This window comes from Streptomyces sp. NPDC050147 (genome assembly GCF_040660195.1).
GTDB lineage: Bacteria > Actinomycetota > Actinomycetes > Streptomycetales > Streptomycetaceae > Streptomyces.
In genome coordinates this window covers 752,479-768,868 of the sequence record NZ_JBFALJ010000001.1, presented here as the reverse complement: position 1 = coordinate 768,868, position 16,390 = coordinate 752,479, and the positions used below count along the sequence as shown (strand labels likewise).

Genomic DNA, 16,390 nt, shown 5'->3' with positions numbered 1-16,390 from the left:
GTCGCCGCCGTGCGACGCGCCGTGCGTCGGCTCCCGCCGGTGCGCCGCAGGGTGCCGAGGCGCCTGTTGAGACGCCGGTCGCCGAGCCTGTGGCCGTCGAGGTCGAGGCCGAGGCCGAGGCTGAGCCCGTCGAGGAGGCCGCTCCCGCGCCGCGTCGCCGCCGTGCGACGCGCCGTGCGTCGGCTCCCGCCGGTGCGCCGCAGGGTGCCGAGGCGCCTGTTGAGACGCCGGTCGCCGAGCCTGTGGCCGCCGAGGTCGAGGTCGAGGCTGAGCCCGTCGAGGAGGCCGCTCCCGCCCCGCGTCGCCGCCGTGCGTCCCGCCGTGCGTCGGCCCCCGCCGGTGCGCCGCAGGGTGCCGAGGTCTCCGTGGAGACGCCGGTGGCCGCCGATGAGCCCGCCGCCGAGCCCGCGCCGGAGGCCCAGCCGGAGTCCGGCGACGCCGCCCCGCGCCGTGGCCGCCGCCGCGCCACCCGTGGTTCCTCCGCGCCCGCCGCCGAGACCGCTGCCCCCGAGGCCGCCGAGCCCGTGACGAGCACGGACACCCCCGAGGCGGAGTCCGCCGAGGAGGACGCGCCCCGTGGGCGGCGCCCCCGCCGTGCCACCCGCAAGGCCGCCGCCGGATTCTCGGCGCCCGCCCCGGCGCGGACCCGCAAGGCGCGTGCCGGTGACGCCGATGACGACTCGGAGCGCAAGCCCGCACGGCCCGCCGTCGCCGTCTTCCAGGCGCCGGTCTTCGCCGAGCCGATGTTCCAGACCCCCGAGCGCGCCGCCGCCGCGGCGGCCGCCGCCGAAGCGGCCGACGAGCCCGCCGAAGAGGTCGAGGCCGAGCCCGTCGCCACCGCGCCGGTGGTGGAGGAGGAGACCGGGCCGCGCCGTCGCCGCCGCCGCAAGGCAGCGGACGAGCAGCCCGCCGCCGAGCGCGAGCCGGCCAAGGCCGCCGCGCAGCCCGTCGAGGCCGAGGCCCCCGAAGCCGAAGAGGCCGAGGACACCGCCGCGGACAACGACAACGGCAATGACAACGACAACGACGACTCCGACGACTCCGGTGAGCGCCACGGCCGCCGTCGCCGCCGTGGTGGCCGTCGCCGCCGCCGCGGTGAGTCCGCGGACGACGCCGGTGACCAGCAGGACGCCGACGCCGAGTCCGACACGGACGCCGCCGAGCAGGGACAGTTGGCCGAGGACGCGGAGGACTCCGCCGAGCAGGCCGAGGACGACTCCGAGGACAACGGCTCGGGCGCCGGTTCGAGCAGCAGCCGTCGCCGTCGTCGCCGCCGTCGCCGTGCCGGTGACTCCGGTGACTCCGCTGACGTGGCCGCCGCCGACGGCGACCCGGAGCGTACGGTCGTCAAGGTCCGGGAGCCGCGCAAGAAGGAAGAGCGCGAGCGTGAGCCCGGCACCGGCGTCGACGAGGTCCAGTCCATCAAGGGTTCGACCCGCCTCGAGGCCAAGAAGCAGCGCCGCCGCGAAGGCCGCGAGCAGGGCCGCCGCCGCGTCCCGATCATCACCGAGGCCGAGTTCCTGGCCCGCCGCGAGGCCGTCGAGCGCGTCATGGTCGTCCGCCAGAGCGGCGAGCGCACGCAGATCGGTGTCCTCGAGGACAACGTGCTCGTCGAGCACTACGTCAACAAGGAGCAGGCCACCTCGTACGTCGGCAACGTCTACCTGGGCAAGGTCCAGAACGTGCTGCCGTCCATGGAGGCCGCCTTCATCGACATCGGCAAGGGCCGCAACGCGGTCCTGTACGCCGGTGAGGTCAACTTCGAGGCGCTCGGGATGGCCAACGGCCCCCGTCGCATCGAGTCGGCCCTGAAGTCGGGCCAGTCGGTCCTCGTGCAGGTCACGAAGGACCCGATCGGCCACAAGGGCGCCCGCCTCACCAGCCAGGTCTCGCTCCCCGGCCGCTACCTGGTCTACGTGCCCGAGGGCTCGATGACCGGCATCAGCCGCAAGCTGCCCGACACCGAGCGCGCGCGTCTGAAGACCATCCTCAAGAAGATCGTCCCCGAGGACGCGGGCGTCATCGTGCGCACCGCCGCCGAGGGCGCGAGCGAGGACGAGCTGCGCCGTGACGTCGAGCGTCTGCAGGGCCAGTGGGAGGACATCCAGAAGAAGGCGAAGGCGGCCTCCACGAGCGCCCCGGGCCTGCTGTACGGCGAGCCGGACATGACCGTCCGTGTCGTCCGCGACATCTTCAACGAGGACTTCTCGAAGGTCATCGTCAGCGGCGACGACGCCTGGGAGACCATCCACGGATACGTCTCCCACGTCGCCCCCGACCTGGCCGACCGCCTGCAGCGCTGGACCTCCGAGGTCGACGTCTTCGCGACGTACCGCATCGACGAGCAGCTGATGAAGGCGCTCGACCGCAAGGTCTGGCTGCCCAGCGGCGGCTCGCTGGTGATCGACAAGACCGAGGCGATGATCGTCGTCGACGTCAACACCGGAAAGTTCACCGGTCAGGGCGGCAACCTCGAAGAGACCGTGACGAAGAACAACCTCGAAGCGGCCGAGGAGATCGTGCGCCAGCTGCGCCTGCGTGACCTCGGTGGCATCGTCGTCATCGACTTCATCGACATGGTGCTCGAGAACAACCGTGACCTGGTCCTTCGCCGCCTGCTCGAATGCCTGGGCCGTGACCGCACGAAGCACCAGGTGGCCGAGGTCACCTCGCTGGGTCTCGTGCAGATGACCCGTAAGCGGGTCGGCCAGGGCCTCCTGGAGTCCTTCTCCGAGACCTGCGTCCACTGCAACGGCCGCGGCGTGATCGTGCACATGGAGCAGCCGACCTCCGCCGGTGGCGGCGGCAAGCGCAAGAAGCGCGGCCGCGGTGGCTCGGAGCAGGGCCAGGAGCACACGCACGAGCACGACCACGAGGTCGCGTACGAGACGGAGACCGAGGACGAGGTCGTCGCGGAGGCCGCGGCCCCCGTGGCGCTCCCGGAGCCGGAGTTCGTGCCGGACGAGGAGCTCTACAGCAGCGCGTTCGAGGCCGAGGCCGCGGCGTCCCGCGGTGGCCGCTCGCGCCGCAGGGCGACCCGCCGGGCCTCGGCTCCGGCCGGCGCCCCGAAGGCGGAGACCCCCGCCAAGGCGGAGACCCCGACCAAGGCGGAGAAGCGGGGCAGGTCCCGTGCCGCCAGGGCCGAGGCATCTGAGGCCGAGGCTCCGGTGGTCGAGGCTCCGGTGGCCGAGACCCCCGTGGTCGAGACCCCGGCCGCCGCCGAGGACCCGGTCGTCGAGGTCGCCCCCGAGGCGCCCGTGGACGACGCGGCCCCCAAGGGGCGTACGCGCCGTCGTGCGACCCGCAAGGCGACGTCGCCCGCCGGCTCGCCGAAGAGCGCCGAGAGCACCGAGTCGCAGGCCGCCGCGGTGATCGTCGCCGAGGCGCCCAAGGCGGAGCCCGTCGCCGAGCCTGCCGCGGCCGAGCCGGTGGCCGAGGCCCCCGCCGACGCCGCCCCGGCCCGTCCGCGCCGCCGTGCGGTCCGTAAGGCCACCGCGCCGACCGCGTCCGAGGAGGCGGCCGTCCTGGTCGTCCCGTCGGCCGAGAAGGCCGCACAGGCCCCGCAGAAGGCCGCCGAGGAGGCCGCGGAGAAGCCCGAGGCCGACGCCGAGGAAGCCGCTCCGGCCAAGAAGACGGCGCGTAAGGCCGCCGCCAAGAAGGCGCCCGCGAAGAAGGCCGCCGCCAAGAAGACCGCGGCCAAGAAGACGACCGCGAAGAAGACGACGGCCAAGAAGGCGTCGAAGACGACGAAGAAGACCGCCGCGGCGGAGCAGACGCCGTCCGGCGTCAAGGCCTCCGCGGCCGACGAGGACTGACCTCCTCCTTCGTAGTCCGTACATATGACCGGGTGCCCCCGGCATGGTGATCGTTGCCATGCCGGGGGCATCTCTGTAGTTGGAACACGGAGAAGTATTTGTAAGACTCATGCGGTTGGTGAGTGAACACACGGCGTGACGTTCGGGAGACGTTGCGCTCGTGTCAGGGGAGGGGATGCATGATGGCGCACGGACGCCTGAGAGGCACGGGACGTCACCGTGCCGTGAAGCAGATCAAGGGCGGGCGCCAGGCCGTCGCGCTGGCCACGGTCCTGTCGGCGGCGGGGATCCAGACCGTCACCGCCATGGGGACGGCCGCGGCCGACGGCGAGCCGCCGCTGGTCGAGGCGCCGCTCTTCAATGATCCGAAGGGCACCCCCGAACAGCAGCACGCGATCCGCACCCGGCTGATCGAGCTGACGAACGCCGCGGTGCCCGGCTCGTCGATCAAGGTCGCGGTCTACCACGTATGGGAGGCCTCGGTCGTCGACGCGCTCCTGGCGGCCAAGAACCGCGGTGTGCACGTGCAGGTGGTGCTCGACGAGACCAGCAGGAGCGACCGCCCCACGAACACCTCGTACAGCAGGCTCGCCACGGCTCTCGGCACCGACAGGGCCAAGTCGTCCTTCGTGACGCTCTGCCCGACCGGGAAGTCCTGCCTGGGTGATCCCAAGTACGGCAAGTCGATCATGCACAACAAGTTCTGGCTGTTCTCGGAGGTCGAGGGGGCCAGGGACGTCGTCGTGCAGACCACGTCGAACTCGACCCCGTCCGCCCACACGAAGTTCTACAACGACGCGCTGCAGCTCCCGAACAACCCGACGATGTACGAGGCGTACGCCGACTACTTCGCCGACATGATCCGCAAGGACTGGCGGAACTGGGACTACCGCACGGTGAGCGACGGCCTCTACAAGGCGTACTTCTTCCCGCGCTCCGGCACGGTCAACGAGACCGACACGATGTACTCGGTCCTGAACAACGTGCAGTGCAACTACACGGACGCGGCCGGGGTCGCCCGGCACACCAACATCCGCGCCTCGATCTTCAAGATCACCCGCAAGCAGATCGCCGACAAGCTCGTCTCGCTCAAGAAGGCCGGCTGCACGGTCAGCATCCTCTACGCCGAGACCGACAGCGCCAAGAGCCAGGGCGGCACCCCGGGCACCTGGGAGGCCCTGCACAAGTCGGGCGGGCCCACCGTGCGCTGTTTCAACGACGACCGGGACCCGCTGCGCCCCGGGAGCAAGCTGGTGACGCCCTACATCATCCACTCGAAGTACCTGCTCATCGACGGCAAGTACGACGGCAGGCAGAACAAGCTCTCCTTCACCGGCTCGCAGAACTACACGGCGCCCGCGCTGCGCGAGAACGACGAGGCGATCGTGAAGGTCGACGACGACTCCGTGCACGACGCGTACCGCGGCCACTTCGACCGGGTGCGGGCGATCGCCTGGCCGGGCAAGGCCGACAGCACCGATCTGTGCAAGGGTGTCAAGCCTCTGCCGCCGGACGGTGAGAAGCCGGTTTGACCCTTCCGGGTGAGCCCCGTAATCTTGACCGTCGGCGTGTTACTAGCACGTCCTACCCCTGTAAACCTGTTTTCCTTCCGGCGCCCCCGGCGCTCGGGAGAGGCCGACCGTGCATCTGGACGGACGGCTGGACTGCGGGGGTCCCGTTCCGAGCGAAAGAGAGATCCGTGTACGCCATCGTGCGCAGCGGTGGTCGCCAGCACAAGGTTGCTGTCGACGACATCGTTGAGGTTGACAAGCTTCCCACCGCCAAGGTCGGCGACACCGTAGAGCTCTCTACGCTGCTCGTGGTCGATGGCGACGCCGTGACGAGCGACCCGTGGGTGCTTGCCGGTATCAAGGTCACGGCCGAGGTCGTGGACCACCACAAGGGCGCGAAGATCGACATCCTTCGCTACAAGAACAAGACCGGCTACCGCCGTCGCCAGGGTCACCGCCAGCAGTACACGGCGATCAAGGTCACCGGTATCCCCACGGCTGCGAAGTAAGGGACTGAGACAAGATGGCACACAAGAAGGGCGCATCGTCCACTCGGAACGGGCGCGATTCCAATGCTCAGCGGCTCGGCGTGAAGCGCTTCGGCGGTCAGACCGTCAACGCCGGTGAGATCCTGGTCCGCCAGCGTGGCACCCACTTCCACCCCGGCTCGAGCGTCGGCCGTGGCAAGGACGACACGCTGTTCGCGCTGGCCGCCGGTGCGGTCGAGTTCGGCACGCACCGTGGCCGCAAGGTCGTGAACATCGTTCCGGTCGCCTGAATCAGGCTTCCGTAGAACAGGTTCTTCGCGAGGGCGGACCTCACTTCCCTGTCGGGAAGCGGGTCCGCCCTTCGCGTGTTACACCTAGGGGCATTTCGCCCTTAACATTTCGTCGTTTCTGGAGGCACATCCCATGACCACCTTCGTGGACCGCGTCGAGCTGCATGTCGCCGCGGGTAGCGGGGGCCACGGCTGTGCCTCCGTTCACCGTGAGAAGTTCAAGCCTCTCGGCGGTCCGGACGGCGGCAACGGCGGCCGTGGCGGTGACGTGATCCTGGTTGTCGACCAGTCGGTCACGACACTTCTCGACTACCACCACTCCCCGCACCGCAAGGCCACCAACGGCGCTCCCGGCGCCGGTGACAACCGCTCCGGCAAGGACGGCCAGGACCTGGTCCTGCCCGTGCCGGACGGCACCGTCGTCCTCGACAAGGATGGCAACGTCCTCGCCGACCTGGTCGGCGAAGGCACGACGTACGTCGCGTCCCAGGGCGGCCGTGGCGGCCTCGGCAACGCGGCGCTCGCCTCGGCCCGCCGCAAGGCGCCCGGCTTCGCACTCCTCGGTGAGCCGGGGCAGGCCGGCGACGTCGTCCTGGAGCTCAAGACGGTCGCGGACGTCGCGCTCGTGGGCTACCCGAGCGCGGGCAAGTCCTCGCTGATCTCGGTCCTGAGCGCGGCCAAGCCGAAGATCGCCGACTACCCCTTCACGACGCTGGTCCCCAACCTCGGTGTGGTGACGGCCGGTTCGACCGTCTACACGATCGCCGACGTACCGGGTCTGATCCCGGGCGCCAGCCAGGGCAAGGGCCTCGGGCTCGAGTTCCTGCGGCACGTCGAGCGGTGCAGCGTTCTGGTGCACGTCCTGGACACGGCGACCCTGGAGTCCGACCGTGACCCCGTCTCCGACCTCGACATCATCGAGGCCGAGCTGCGGGAGTACGGCGCGGGCCTGGAGAACCGGCCGCGGGTCGTCGTCCTGAACAAGATCGACGTACCGGACGGCCAGGACCTCGCGGACCTGGTCCGCCCCGACCTGGAGGCACGCGGCTACCGCGTCTTCGAGGTGTCGGCCATCGCACACAAGGGGCTCAAGGAGCTCTCCTTCGCGCTCGCCGAGGTGGTGGGCGCCGCGCGCGCCGCGAAGCCGAAGGAGGAGGCGACCCGCGTCGTCATCCGGCCCAAGGCCGTGGACGACACGGGCTTCACCGTCAAGCTCGGCGACGACGGCATCTACCGCGTGCGCGGCGAGAAGCCGGAGCGCTGGGTGCGTCAGACGGACTTCAACAACGACGAGGCCGTCGGCTACCTCGCGGACCGGCTGAACCGTCTCGGCGTCGAGGAAGCGCTGATGAAGGCCGGCGCGCGTACGGGCGACGGCGTGGCCATCGGCCCCGAGGAGAACGCGGTCGTCTTCGACTGGGAGCCCTCGGTGATGGCCGGCGCGGAGATGCTCGGCCGCCGCGGCGAGGACCACCGCCTTGAGGAGCCCCGCCCCGCGGCCCAGCGCCGCCGGGACCGGGACGCGGATCGTGACGAGGCGGAGAAGGCGTACGACGACTTCAAACCGTTCTAGGTTTTTGCCTGGCGGGGGCGCCCTGGACTGCGCGAAGGCCCCCCGGAGCTTCTGCTCCGGGGGGCCTTCGCCTGTTCGTACACCGTGCGGGTGCGTTGCGGCTGATCGCGCAGTTCCCCGCGGCGCCCCTTGCGGGGCCTGCGGCTACGCCGTGACCGAGTCCTCCGCGCCGTTCGGGTTCGGCTCCGTCGGGTCGGACTCCATTTCCTCCGCCGCGTCCTGTGCCGCACGCTGACCGGGGATCTCCGCGTCGATGCGGGTGGCCATGCGGACGCGGCGCTCGTCGGCCTTGGCCGAGAGCGCGAGGACGGCCTCGTTGAAGCGGACCAGGGAGGGCGGGTCCGAGGGGCCGAGGAGGTGCTCCTTGAGGGCCGCGCGGGCCTCGGCGTGCGTGTCCTTCTCCGGGGAGCGGACGGCCTCCAGGAGGGCCGGGACGTCCTCGGCGGTCGGGGACAGGATCGTCGCCGCGCTCACCGTCGGGAAGCCCGCGCGGAAGTCCGCCTCGGCCATGCCGGACGTGTTAGCGACCGCGTACGGCTTCTCGCTCGACAGCCAGTCCGAGACCACCGAGGAGACATCGCTGATCAGCAGGTCGGCCTGGTTGAAGCAGGAGAAGATCGCGGGGCGTGCGGTGGTGATGATCTGGTGCTCCCACTCGGGGAACGAGGCCCAGTACGCCGCCTCCCACGCCGCCGTCGCCTCGGCGACCGCAGCCTGCTGGTCGCCGTCCGGCGTGCCCTGGAGCATCATCCGCTCCATCTCGTCCACGCTCTTGCGGAACGCGGTCGAGGTGAGCTGGTCCAACTCGGCGGTGCGGCGCGCCAGTTCGGCGGCCGCCTCCGGGCCGGGACGCTCGCCCGAACGCTTGGCGGCGGCCTCGCGGATCATCGCCTTGATGCGCAGGTCGGCGGCGCCGGCGCGGGGGTCCTGCGAGCCGGTCATCGGGTGCGGCTTGTAGATGAGCCGGACACCGGGGTCGGCCAGAAGGTGCCGGACGATGTTCTCGCCCGCGAGGGTCACCGACGTGTTGCCGGGGTTGCCGTCCCAGCCTTCCCAGGTGGGGGCGTACAGCACGGTCGTGAACGCACCCGTGGGAGCGCCCGTCGACGGCAGGATCGGCGACAGCTGGGGGCGGCCGACCTCGACCACGTCCTTGTCCTCGACGCCGACGTCGGCGGCCTGGTAGCGGTCGCGCGCGGCGGGCCCCGCCACCCACACCTCGTCGTACGCCTTCGCGTACGGGTTGCAGGAGGACAGCTTGTCGCTCTCGCCGTGGTTGATGAAAGCGTGCTTGATCGTGGGGATGCGCAGCACCTGCGAGGTCTTCGCGGCGTTCGCCGGGTGCAGCATCATCTTCAGCGTCGAGGTCTCCAGGGAGAACATCGTCGCGACCTTCGGGAAGCAGATGATCGGGACGTCCGTCGCGTCGATCTTCTGCACCATGAACCGCTCACGCAGCACGATCAGCGGATTGCCGTCGAGCCGGGAGAGCGTGGAGAGCCACATGTTCGCCTGGTACGCGGACGTGGCGCCGCCCGAGAAGTACATGGCGACGGACGGCTGGTACTCGGCCAGCCAGTTGTCCAGCCACTCCATGACCTTCTCGTCGTTCTTCGCGCGCTTCTTGGGAAGCAGCCACGTGGCGAGGTAGAGCGCGCCGATGCCCATCAGGGCGATGGAGATACCGAGGCCGATGCCGCCCCAGTACGCGTCCGTGGTGGCCGCGGTGACGATCAGGCCGGCCGTGGAGGGGATCGAGAACGTCAGCAGGCGGTGGGCCTGACGGCGCGAGAGGATCCGCGGCGGGGCAGCGGTCAGGTGCAGCGCGGACGTGTCGATGTTGCGTGTGACGATCGGCAGCTGGCGGGAGCGGCGCACCATTATGGCGGTGGCCTGGCAGCCGAAGTGCAGGAAGTAGAAGGCGAGCAGCGAGATCGTCAGCGGCGACTGCTCGGCCAGCGGTTCGATGCCGTCGATGCGCAGCAGGCCGACCAGGATCAGCATGTCGCGCAGGAGCTGCCTGACGGTGACATCGAACCGGATCTTGCCAAGGAGGGAGAGGAGCCCCGGCTGCTTGTACTGCAGATAGACGTCGAGCGCGAGGTTCGCCGCGGAGGCGGCGATGAACACCGGTACATACGGGACCAGCGCGCTGACGAGCTGGGCCGTGAAGAGCGCGAACATCGCGAACAGCGTGGAGAGCTGCACGATGCGGCGGGGGGCGAGTCCGGCAGAGGGCACGGGCTTGGGCTCCTGGCGGGGGATCGGGGCGATCGGGGGGGGATCGGGGGGATCGGACGGGAAGTCGACCACTGACCGTATGACGTGCGGTGTCCTTGTAGCAATCTTCCGTGACCACAATCACCGGATAAAGGGGCAAAGGCACTGAACCATCGGGCCGGGAATGGCCTCCGGGGAGTCTTCGGTCCGTCCCTCGAAATGGATGGGCACTCCACGCGCTCACTCGCGTAGATTGCTGCTCCGGCAGGGAACGGGATCTTCAGGATCAATTGGGGAAGTACGTGGCTGGGGCAAGGCAGGATGCAGGGTGGGCCCGGAGGGCCTCGGTTGAGGGCGGTGGTGGGAGACGGGCGGGCGTGGCAGAGGCCCGCAGGGTTGTCGTCAAGGTCGGGTCCTCGTCCCTGACCACCGCGTCGGGGGGCCTGGACGCCGATCGCGTCGACGCCCTCGTCGACGTGCTCGCCAAGAGCCGCAGCGGCGGCGAGCGCGAGATCGTGCTCGTCTCCTCCGGCTCCATCGCCGCCGGACTCGCGCCGCTGGGGCTGCGCAGGCGCCCCAAGGACCTGGCCAGGCAGCAGGCGGCCGCCAGCGTCGGCCAGGGCCTTCTCATGGCCCGCTACACCGCTTCCTTCGCGCGCTACGGCGTACGCGTCGGGCAGGTGCTTCTCACCTCCGACGACATGGCCCGCCGCGCCCACCACCGCAACGCGTCCCGCACCTTCGACCAGCTCCTCGCGATGGGCGCGCTGCCCGTCGTGAACGAGAACGACACCGTGGCGACGGACGAGATCCGCTTCGGCGACAACGACAGGCTGGCCGCTCTCGTCGCCCACCTCGTCCACGCCGACCTCCTCGTCCTGCTCTCCGACGTGGACGGCCTCTACGACGGTGACCCGGCCAGGCCCGGCACCTCCCGGATCTCCGAGGTCACGGGCCCCGCCGACATAGCGCACGTCCAGATCGGCAGCGCGGGCAAGGCGGGCGTGGGCACCGGCGGCATGGTCACCAAGGTCGAGGCGGCGCGGATCGCGGCGGCAGCCGGCATCCCGGTCGTCCTGACCTCCGCGAGCCAGGCCGCCGACGCCCTCGCGGGCCGTGACACCGGCACGTACTTCCACCGCACGGGCCGCCGCTCCGGCGACCGGCTCCTCTGGCTCCAGCACGCCTCCGAACCGCAAGGCGCGCTGACGCTCGACGACGGGGCGGTGCGGGCGGTCGTCGAGGGGCGCAAATCGCTGCTGCCCGCCGGAATCGCGGGGGTCGAGGGCGACTTCGCCGCGGGCGACCCCGTCGAGCTCCGGGACAGCGCGGGGCGAGCCGTGGCGCGCGGCCTGGTGAACTTCGACGCCAAGGAGCTCCCGCAGCTCCTCGGCCGCTCCACCCGTGATCTCGCGCGGGAGCTCGGCCCGGCGTACGAGCGGGAAGTGGTGCACCGCGACGACCTGGCCCTGCTGCACGACTAGGGCCCTGGCCCTACACGGACGCCGGGCACCGGACGCCGGACGCAGAGCCCCGGACGCCGGACGCCGGACACCGTGGCCGCGGCCGAAAACAGGCGCGAACGCCGTGCGCCGACAGGCCTCCGCGAGGTGAAACTCCCTAAAACCGCCCCGCGGGGGCGCTTGGCCTGCTCAACTTTGTTCCAGACACTTCCGCACGACCATTGCGTATCCGCACCACCATTGCGTAAAGGAGGCCGTCGTGAGACGAGTGCGCCCGGGAGCGTCGTCCCGCGCGCCGGCTGAGCGGTCCCTGACCAGCGTCGCCGCGGGGGCGACGTACACCGGTGACACGCGAGCGGCGGGCGAGACGGACGAGAGCCAGGAGGGCGAGACGGTGGACGCGCCCCGTCTGTGGCACGTCACCCTGAGCGTCTCGGGGGACGAAGCCTCGCTGAAGGAGGTCAGGCGGGGCCTCGAACAGCTCGCCCACGACCACCCCTTTCTGCTGACCAGCAGGTACGCGCCCGATCACGCGGAGATCCGGTACTGGGAAGAGGCCCGTGACCTGCACGACGCGGCCGCGGTCGCGCTCCGGCTCTGGGGCGAGCACCGGCAGAGCGCGCAGCTCCCGCCGTGGGAGATCGTGGGGCTCGAGGTCATCGACCGCGACACGTACCACCAGCGCATCGCGGAGGGGTACGGCCCGCTGCCGGCGACCCCCGTGGGCGTGCACCCTTTTTGAGCCGACGTGAGCACCATGGTCTCGGCTGCTGAAACAGCGGGTGGACCTGGGCGGCTCCGCATTACGCTGCGGTCATGACGTCCCTCACGCCTCCGTTCTCGGGCTTGCCCTACGACAACCTCTCGCCCGTCGCCCAGGCCGCCTACCGCGCCCGTGGCGCCGCCGCGACGCTCGCGCCGCTGCCGCGAGCCGCCAAGGACGACGCGCTCCTGGCGATCGCCGACGCCCTTGAGGTCCGCACCGCCGAGATCATCGAGGCCAACGGCAAGGACACCGCCCGCGCCCGCGAGGCCGGGACCAGCGAGTCCGTCGTCGACCGCCTGACGCTCACCCCGGAGCGGGTGCGCGCCATCGCCGCCGACGTGCGCGACGTGGCCGCGCTGCCCGACCCCGTCGGCGAGGTCGTCCGCGGCTCGACCCTGCCCAACGGCATCGACCTGCGCCAGGTCCGCGTGCCGCTCGGCGTCGTCGGGATCATCTACGAGGCCCGCCCGAACGTCACCGTGGACGCCGCCGCCCTCTGCCTGAAGTCCGGCAACGCGGTGCTCCTGAGGGGCTCGTCATCGGCGTACGAATCGAACACGGCGCTCGTCCGCGTGCTGCGCGACGCCGTCCACGGAGCCGGCCTGCCCGCCGACGCCGTCCAGCTCGTGCCGGGCGAGAACCGTGACTCCGTGCGCGAGCTGATGCGCGCCCGCGGCCTGGTCGACGTCCTCATCCCGCGCGGCGGCGCCTCACTGATCAAGACCGTCGTGGAGGAGTCCACCGTCCCGGTCATCGAGACCGGCACCGGCAACTGCCACGTGTACGTGGACGCCGTCGCCGACCTGGACATGGCCGTCGACATCCTCATCAACTCCAAGGCCCAGCGTCCCAGCGTCTGCAACGCCGCCGAGACGCTCCTGGTGCACGCGGACATCGCCGACGCCTTCCTGCCGCGCGCCCTGGACGCCCTGGCCGAGGCCGGGGTCACCGTGCACGCCGACGAGCGGGTCATCGCGTACGTGGAGAGCACAGGCGGCTCGAAGGCCACCGTCGTGCCCGCGACCACGGAGGACTGGGAGACCGAGTACCTCTCGTACGACATCGCGGCGGGCATCGTCGACTCCCTGGAGCAGGCCGTCGAGCACATCCGCCTGTGGACCTCCGGGCACACCGAGGCGATCGTCACCACCTCGCAGCAGGCCGCGCGGCGCTTCACCCAACTGGTGGACTCCACGACGGTCGCCGTGAACGCCTCCACGCGCTTCACGGACGGCGGACAGTTCGGCTTCGGCGCCGAGATCGGCATCTCCACGCAGAAGCTGCACGCCCGTGGCCCCATGGGGCTTCCCGAGCTGACCTCGACCAAGTACATCGTCACCGGCGACGGTCACATCCGCTGAATTCCCGCACGGGCCGAATTCCCGCACCGTCTGCCCAGATTGCCCCTTCCGGTCTACGCTGGGAGGGTGCCGGAGGACGTGGGGGGCACGCCGTCATCTGCTGACGGCCGGGAGCCCGACGACGACCGCGACCGCGGGGGTGCGGACGAAGAGTTCGCCTCCGTGGTCTTCGACGAGGCCTTCGTCAAGGCCGCCGAGATCCATGAACCCACCGCGGTGGAGCGGCTGTTGGCCGCAGCCCAGGCGCGCGCGGAGGCCTCGGAGGCGGAGAGCCGCCGGGCCCGCACCCGCGGCTCGGGGCGCGACTCGCCGGAGGACGACTTCTACGACGAGGGCTTCGGCCCCGACGACGGCGGCGAGTTCGGCCACGACGCGGACCTGGACGACGTGTACGACCGGGAGTTCGCCGAGCACGGGTACGGCAGGCAGGGCTATGCGAGCCGCAACCGCTGGCACCGCCCTGTCGCCTGGCTGCTCGCCCTCCTGATGGGCATCGGCATGGTCGCGCTCGCCTTCACCGCGGTCTACCGCGGCGCGTCGACGGGCCGCCAGGACCCCACCCCGCCCCCGGTGTCCACGGAGCCGTCGGCCTCCGCGGAGTACGGCCGGCCGCCGGTGTCCGCAACGCCCCGCACCCCGTGAGAAGTTGTCAGAACTTGTCGTGTACCAGGGCGTTTACCGGACCGCGCGGAGACCTACCCTGAAGGTATGGGCGGGCCAGGAGAACCACCCGAGGGGACACCCGAGGGAGCTCCCGCCGGTGGTGAGGACGAGTACCGATCCGTCGTCTTCGACGAATCGTTCGTCCGCGCCGCGCGGCTCCAGGAGTACTCCGCGCAGGAGCGCATAAGCGATCACATGCACGCGGTGCGTCACCGCCCCGCTCACCACAGGCACCTCTCCAAACAGGCCGTGATCCTCGTCCTGCTGATCGCCGTCGCCTTCGGCACCGCGATCTACATGGGCGTACGCCATCCTGCCCAGGACCCCGTCGCCCAGCGCCCCGAGCCGCTGCGGATGACGGTGATCCCGCTCGCCCCGCCAGGGCCCGTGCCCGGCGCGGAGAAGCCCGCCGACCTGTTCGCGCACAGCCCGGCCGCACGGTTCCGGGTGGGTGCCTCGGGCATCAACCTGCCGCCGGCGCGGCGCACCTCGCACTTCTCGGAGGGTCAGGTGATGACCGCGCTGACCACCGCCAAGGACTATCTCGTCGAGTCCTCGCTCGACCCGGACGTCCTCACCGGCGGCACCGTGCGCTCCGCGCGCATCCTGCTCGACCCGCGCCAGCTCGACCAGTTCGACGAGAGCTTCGCGCACCCGGCGGCGGACGGCCGGCACGCGCCCACGGGCTGGCTCGTGCGCTTCGACCCGACGAAGACGGCCCTCGCCTCGCCCGGCATCCGCGTCCACGGCACGCTGCACGCGACCGAGACGGACAAGAACACCCTTGAGGTGACCTCGGACCACACCTTCGTCTACGCGCTGCGTCCGGCCGGAAAGGGCGAGCACGTCAAGGCCTCGCTGTTCACCGTCCGGCGTGAGCTGCAGTTCCGCTTCGACCGCGACGACCTGCGGATGCGCCAGACCGAGCTGCTCGTGTCGTACACGCAGGCCGGCCCGCTCGCCTGCTCCGCCGACGCCGCCAACCGGCTGCGGCCGCTGCTCGCCGGACAGAAGGCGAAGGCGGGCGGCCCCGCGGGCACCGACCCGTACGCGACGGGTGATGCCACGGCGCTGTGCGGGTCGCTCTCGGCGACCGCCCAACCCTCGCTCTGAGGGCTACTTGCCTTCGCCGGTCGGCGGGTCCTCGTTCCGGTTCCCGCCCTGCTGGCCGCCCTGCCCGGTGAACTTCCCGCGCAGCTTGCCGCCCAGGTCGCCCGCGCCGCCCGCGATGTCGTTGACCAGCTTCATCAGCGGGTCCTTGCTGCTGCGTACGTCATCGGCGTAGCTGGAAGCCGACTGGCGGAAGGAGTCGGACACCGAGGTGTCCCTGTCCTCGTCGCGGCGGGGGTAGTGGCCGTCCATGATCCGCTGGTAGTCGCGGGTCTCGGCCCACTTCTTCAGCTCGGCGGCACGCACGGTGGTGAAGGGGTGCGTACGCGGCAGGATGTTCAGGATCTTCAGGACCGAGTCGCGCAGGTCGCCCCCGGCCTCGTACTCCTTGGCCTGCTCCAGGAACGCGTCCACGTTCATCTCGTGCAGGTGGTTGCCGCCCGCGATCTTCATCAGGCCGCGCATCGACGCCTTGAGGTCCTGGCCCACCAGGAGCCCCGCGCGGTCCGCCGACAGCTCCGACTTGCGGAACCACTCGCGCAGGGCCGTCACGATGGCCATGATCGCCACGTTGCCCAGCGGGATCCAGGCCACCTTGAGCGCGAGGTTGGTCAGGAAGAGCAATATCGTGCGGTACACCGAGTGGCCGGAGAGCGCGTGGCCCACCTCATGGCCGACGACTGCGCGCATCTCCTCCTCGTCGAGCAGCTCGACCAGGCCCGTGGTCACCACGATGATCGGCTCGTCGAGGCCGATGCACATCGCGTTCGGGGTCGGGTCCTGGTTCACGTACATCGGCGGGACCTTCTCCAGGTCCAGGATGTAACAGGCGTCCCGCAGCATGGTGTTGAGGTGCGCGAACTGCGCGTCGGAGACCCGTACGGAGTCCGAGAGGAACAGAAGCCGCAGGCTCCGCTCGGGAAGCAACCCGCTGAGTGCCTTGAAGACGGTGTCGAAGCCGGTCAGCTTGCGCAGGGCCACCAGGGCCGAACGGTCCGCCGGGTGTTCGTACGCCCGTGACGAGATGCCGGGGAAGCGCCTGCGCTGCCTGCTCGGCACATTCTCGTGGCCACCGTCCTGCCGGCCGTGGTCGTTGTCGTCGGTCATGCCCCATCCCCCATGCTCGTCCA

The 16,390-nt window shown here is 70.8% G+C and carries 12 protein-coding genes; 10 read left to right on the top strand and 2 right to left on the bottom strand.

All coding sequences use genetic code 11. The features are described from left to right. The 5 genes from AB0I94_RS03575 to obgE all read left to right on the top strand — a co-directional run. Nucleotides 1–3,815 (top strand): Rne/Rng family ribonuclease (locus AB0I94_RS03575; protein WP_363307686.1); only part of this gene is annotated, 3,815 nt, incomplete at its 5' end. A 179-nt stretch (nucleotides 3,816–3,994) separates the two neighbouring features. Continuing rightward, nucleotides 3,995–5,347: a phospholipase D-like domain-containing protein gene (locus AB0I94_RS03570; RefSeq protein ID WP_363307685.1), complete on the top strand. Its 1,353-nt coding sequence runs from the start codon at nucleotides 3,995–3,997 to the stop codon at nucleotides 5,345–5,347. 167 nt (nucleotides 5,348–5,514) lie between these two features. Next, on the top strand, nucleotides 5,515–5,835 hold the full coding sequence (gene rplU, locus AB0I94_RS03565; RefSeq protein ID WP_160505004.1) for a 50S ribosomal protein L21: 321 nt from the start codon (nucleotides 5,515–5,517) through the stop codon (nucleotides 5,833–5,835). 14 nt (nucleotides 5,836–5,849) lie between these two features. After that, nucleotides 5,850–6,104 carry a 50S ribosomal protein L27 gene (gene rpmA / locus AB0I94_RS03560; RefSeq protein ID WP_160505003.1) on the top strand — a complete coding sequence of 85 codons (255 nt, stop codon included), beginning with the start codon at nucleotides 5,850–5,852 and terminating at the stop codon, nucleotides 6,102–6,104. A 133-nt stretch (nucleotides 6,105–6,237) separates the two neighbouring features. Beyond that, nucleotides 6,238–7,677 (top strand): GTPase ObgE, encoded by a 1,440-nt coding sequence (gene obgE, locus AB0I94_RS03555; protein ID WP_363307684.1) that lies wholly within the window; start codon nucleotides 6,238–6,240, stop codon nucleotides 7,675–7,677. 144 nt (nucleotides 7,678–7,821) lie between these two features. Here obgE and AB0I94_RS03550 read toward each other — a convergent pair whose 3' ends face one another. Beyond that, complete coding sequence (locus AB0I94_RS03550) at nucleotides 7,822–9,918, bottom strand: hypothetical protein (protein WP_363307683.1); 2,097 nt, start codon at nucleotides 9,916–9,918, stop codon at nucleotides 7,822–7,824. 356 nt (nucleotides 9,919–10,274) lie between these two features. Between AB0I94_RS03550 and proB the strand changes: the two genes are divergently transcribed. The 5 genes from proB (at nucleotide 10,275) to AB0I94_RS03525 (ending at nucleotide 15,263) form a co-directional block, all read left to right on the top strand. Next, entirely contained in the window at nucleotides 10,275–11,381 is a 1,107-nt protein-coding gene (gene proB, locus AB0I94_RS03545; protein ID WP_363307682.1) for a glutamate 5-kinase, read from the top strand. 238 nt (nucleotides 11,382–11,619) lie between these two features. After that, nucleotides 11,620–12,102, top strand: coding sequence for a hypothetical protein (locus tag AB0I94_RS03540; RefSeq protein ID WP_363307681.1), 483 nt, complete (start codon nucleotides 11,620–11,622; stop codon nucleotides 12,100–12,102). Nucleotides 12,103–12,176: 74 nt separating this feature from the next. Then, the gene (locus tag AB0I94_RS03535; protein ID WP_363307680.1) at nucleotides 12,177–13,487 is read left to right on the top strand and encodes a glutamate-5-semialdehyde dehydrogenase; all 1,311 of its coding nucleotides are present in this window, start codon (nucleotides 12,177–12,179) and stop codon (nucleotides 13,485–13,487) included. Between the two features lie 66 nt (nucleotides 13,488–13,553). After that, nucleotides 13,554–14,129 (top strand): hypothetical protein, encoded by a 576-nt coding sequence (locus AB0I94_RS03530; protein ID WP_363307679.1) that lies wholly within the window; start codon nucleotides 13,554–13,556, stop codon nucleotides 14,127–14,129. Between the two features lie 66 nt (nucleotides 14,130–14,195). After that, nucleotides 14,196–15,263 carry a hypothetical protein gene (locus tag AB0I94_RS03525; protein ID WP_363307678.1) on the top strand — a complete coding sequence of 356 codons (1,068 nt, stop codon included), beginning with the start codon at nucleotides 14,196–14,198 and terminating at the stop codon, nucleotides 15,261–15,263. Between the two features lie 3 nt (nucleotides 15,264–15,266). Here AB0I94_RS03525 and AB0I94_RS03520 read toward each other — a convergent pair whose 3' ends face one another. Beyond that, nucleotides 15,267–16,367, bottom strand: coding sequence for a M48 family metallopeptidase (locus AB0I94_RS03520; RefSeq protein ID WP_363307677.1), 1,101 nt, complete (start codon nucleotides 16,365–16,367; stop codon nucleotides 15,267–15,269). Nucleotides 16,368–16,390: the final 23 nt, after the last annotated feature.

Bases quoted from the DNA above. Each gene is read 5' to 3' on its own strand.
- AB0I94_RS03570 (WP_363307685.1), top strand. From the start codon at position 3,995: ATGATGGCGCACGGACGCCTGAGAGGCACGGGACGTCACCGTGCCGTG.
- rpmA (WP_160505003.1), top strand. From the start codon at position 5,850: ATGGCACACAAGAAGGGCGCATCGTCCACTCGGAACGGGCGCGATTCC.
- AB0I94_RS03520 (WP_363307677.1), bottom strand. From the start codon at position 16,367: ATGACCGACGACAACGACCACGGCCGGCAGGACGGTGGCCACGAGAAT.
- AB0I94_RS03535 (WP_363307680.1), top strand. From the start codon at position 12,177: ATGACGTCCCTCACGCCTCCGTTCTCGGGCTTGCCCTACGACAACCTC.
- AB0I94_RS03525 (WP_363307678.1), top strand. From the start codon at position 14,196: ATGGGCGGGCCAGGAGAACCACCCGAGGGGACACCCGAGGGAGCTCCC.
- obgE (WP_363307684.1), top strand. From the start codon at position 6,238: ATGACCACCTTCGTGGACCGCGTCGAGCTGCATGTCGCCGCGGGTAGC.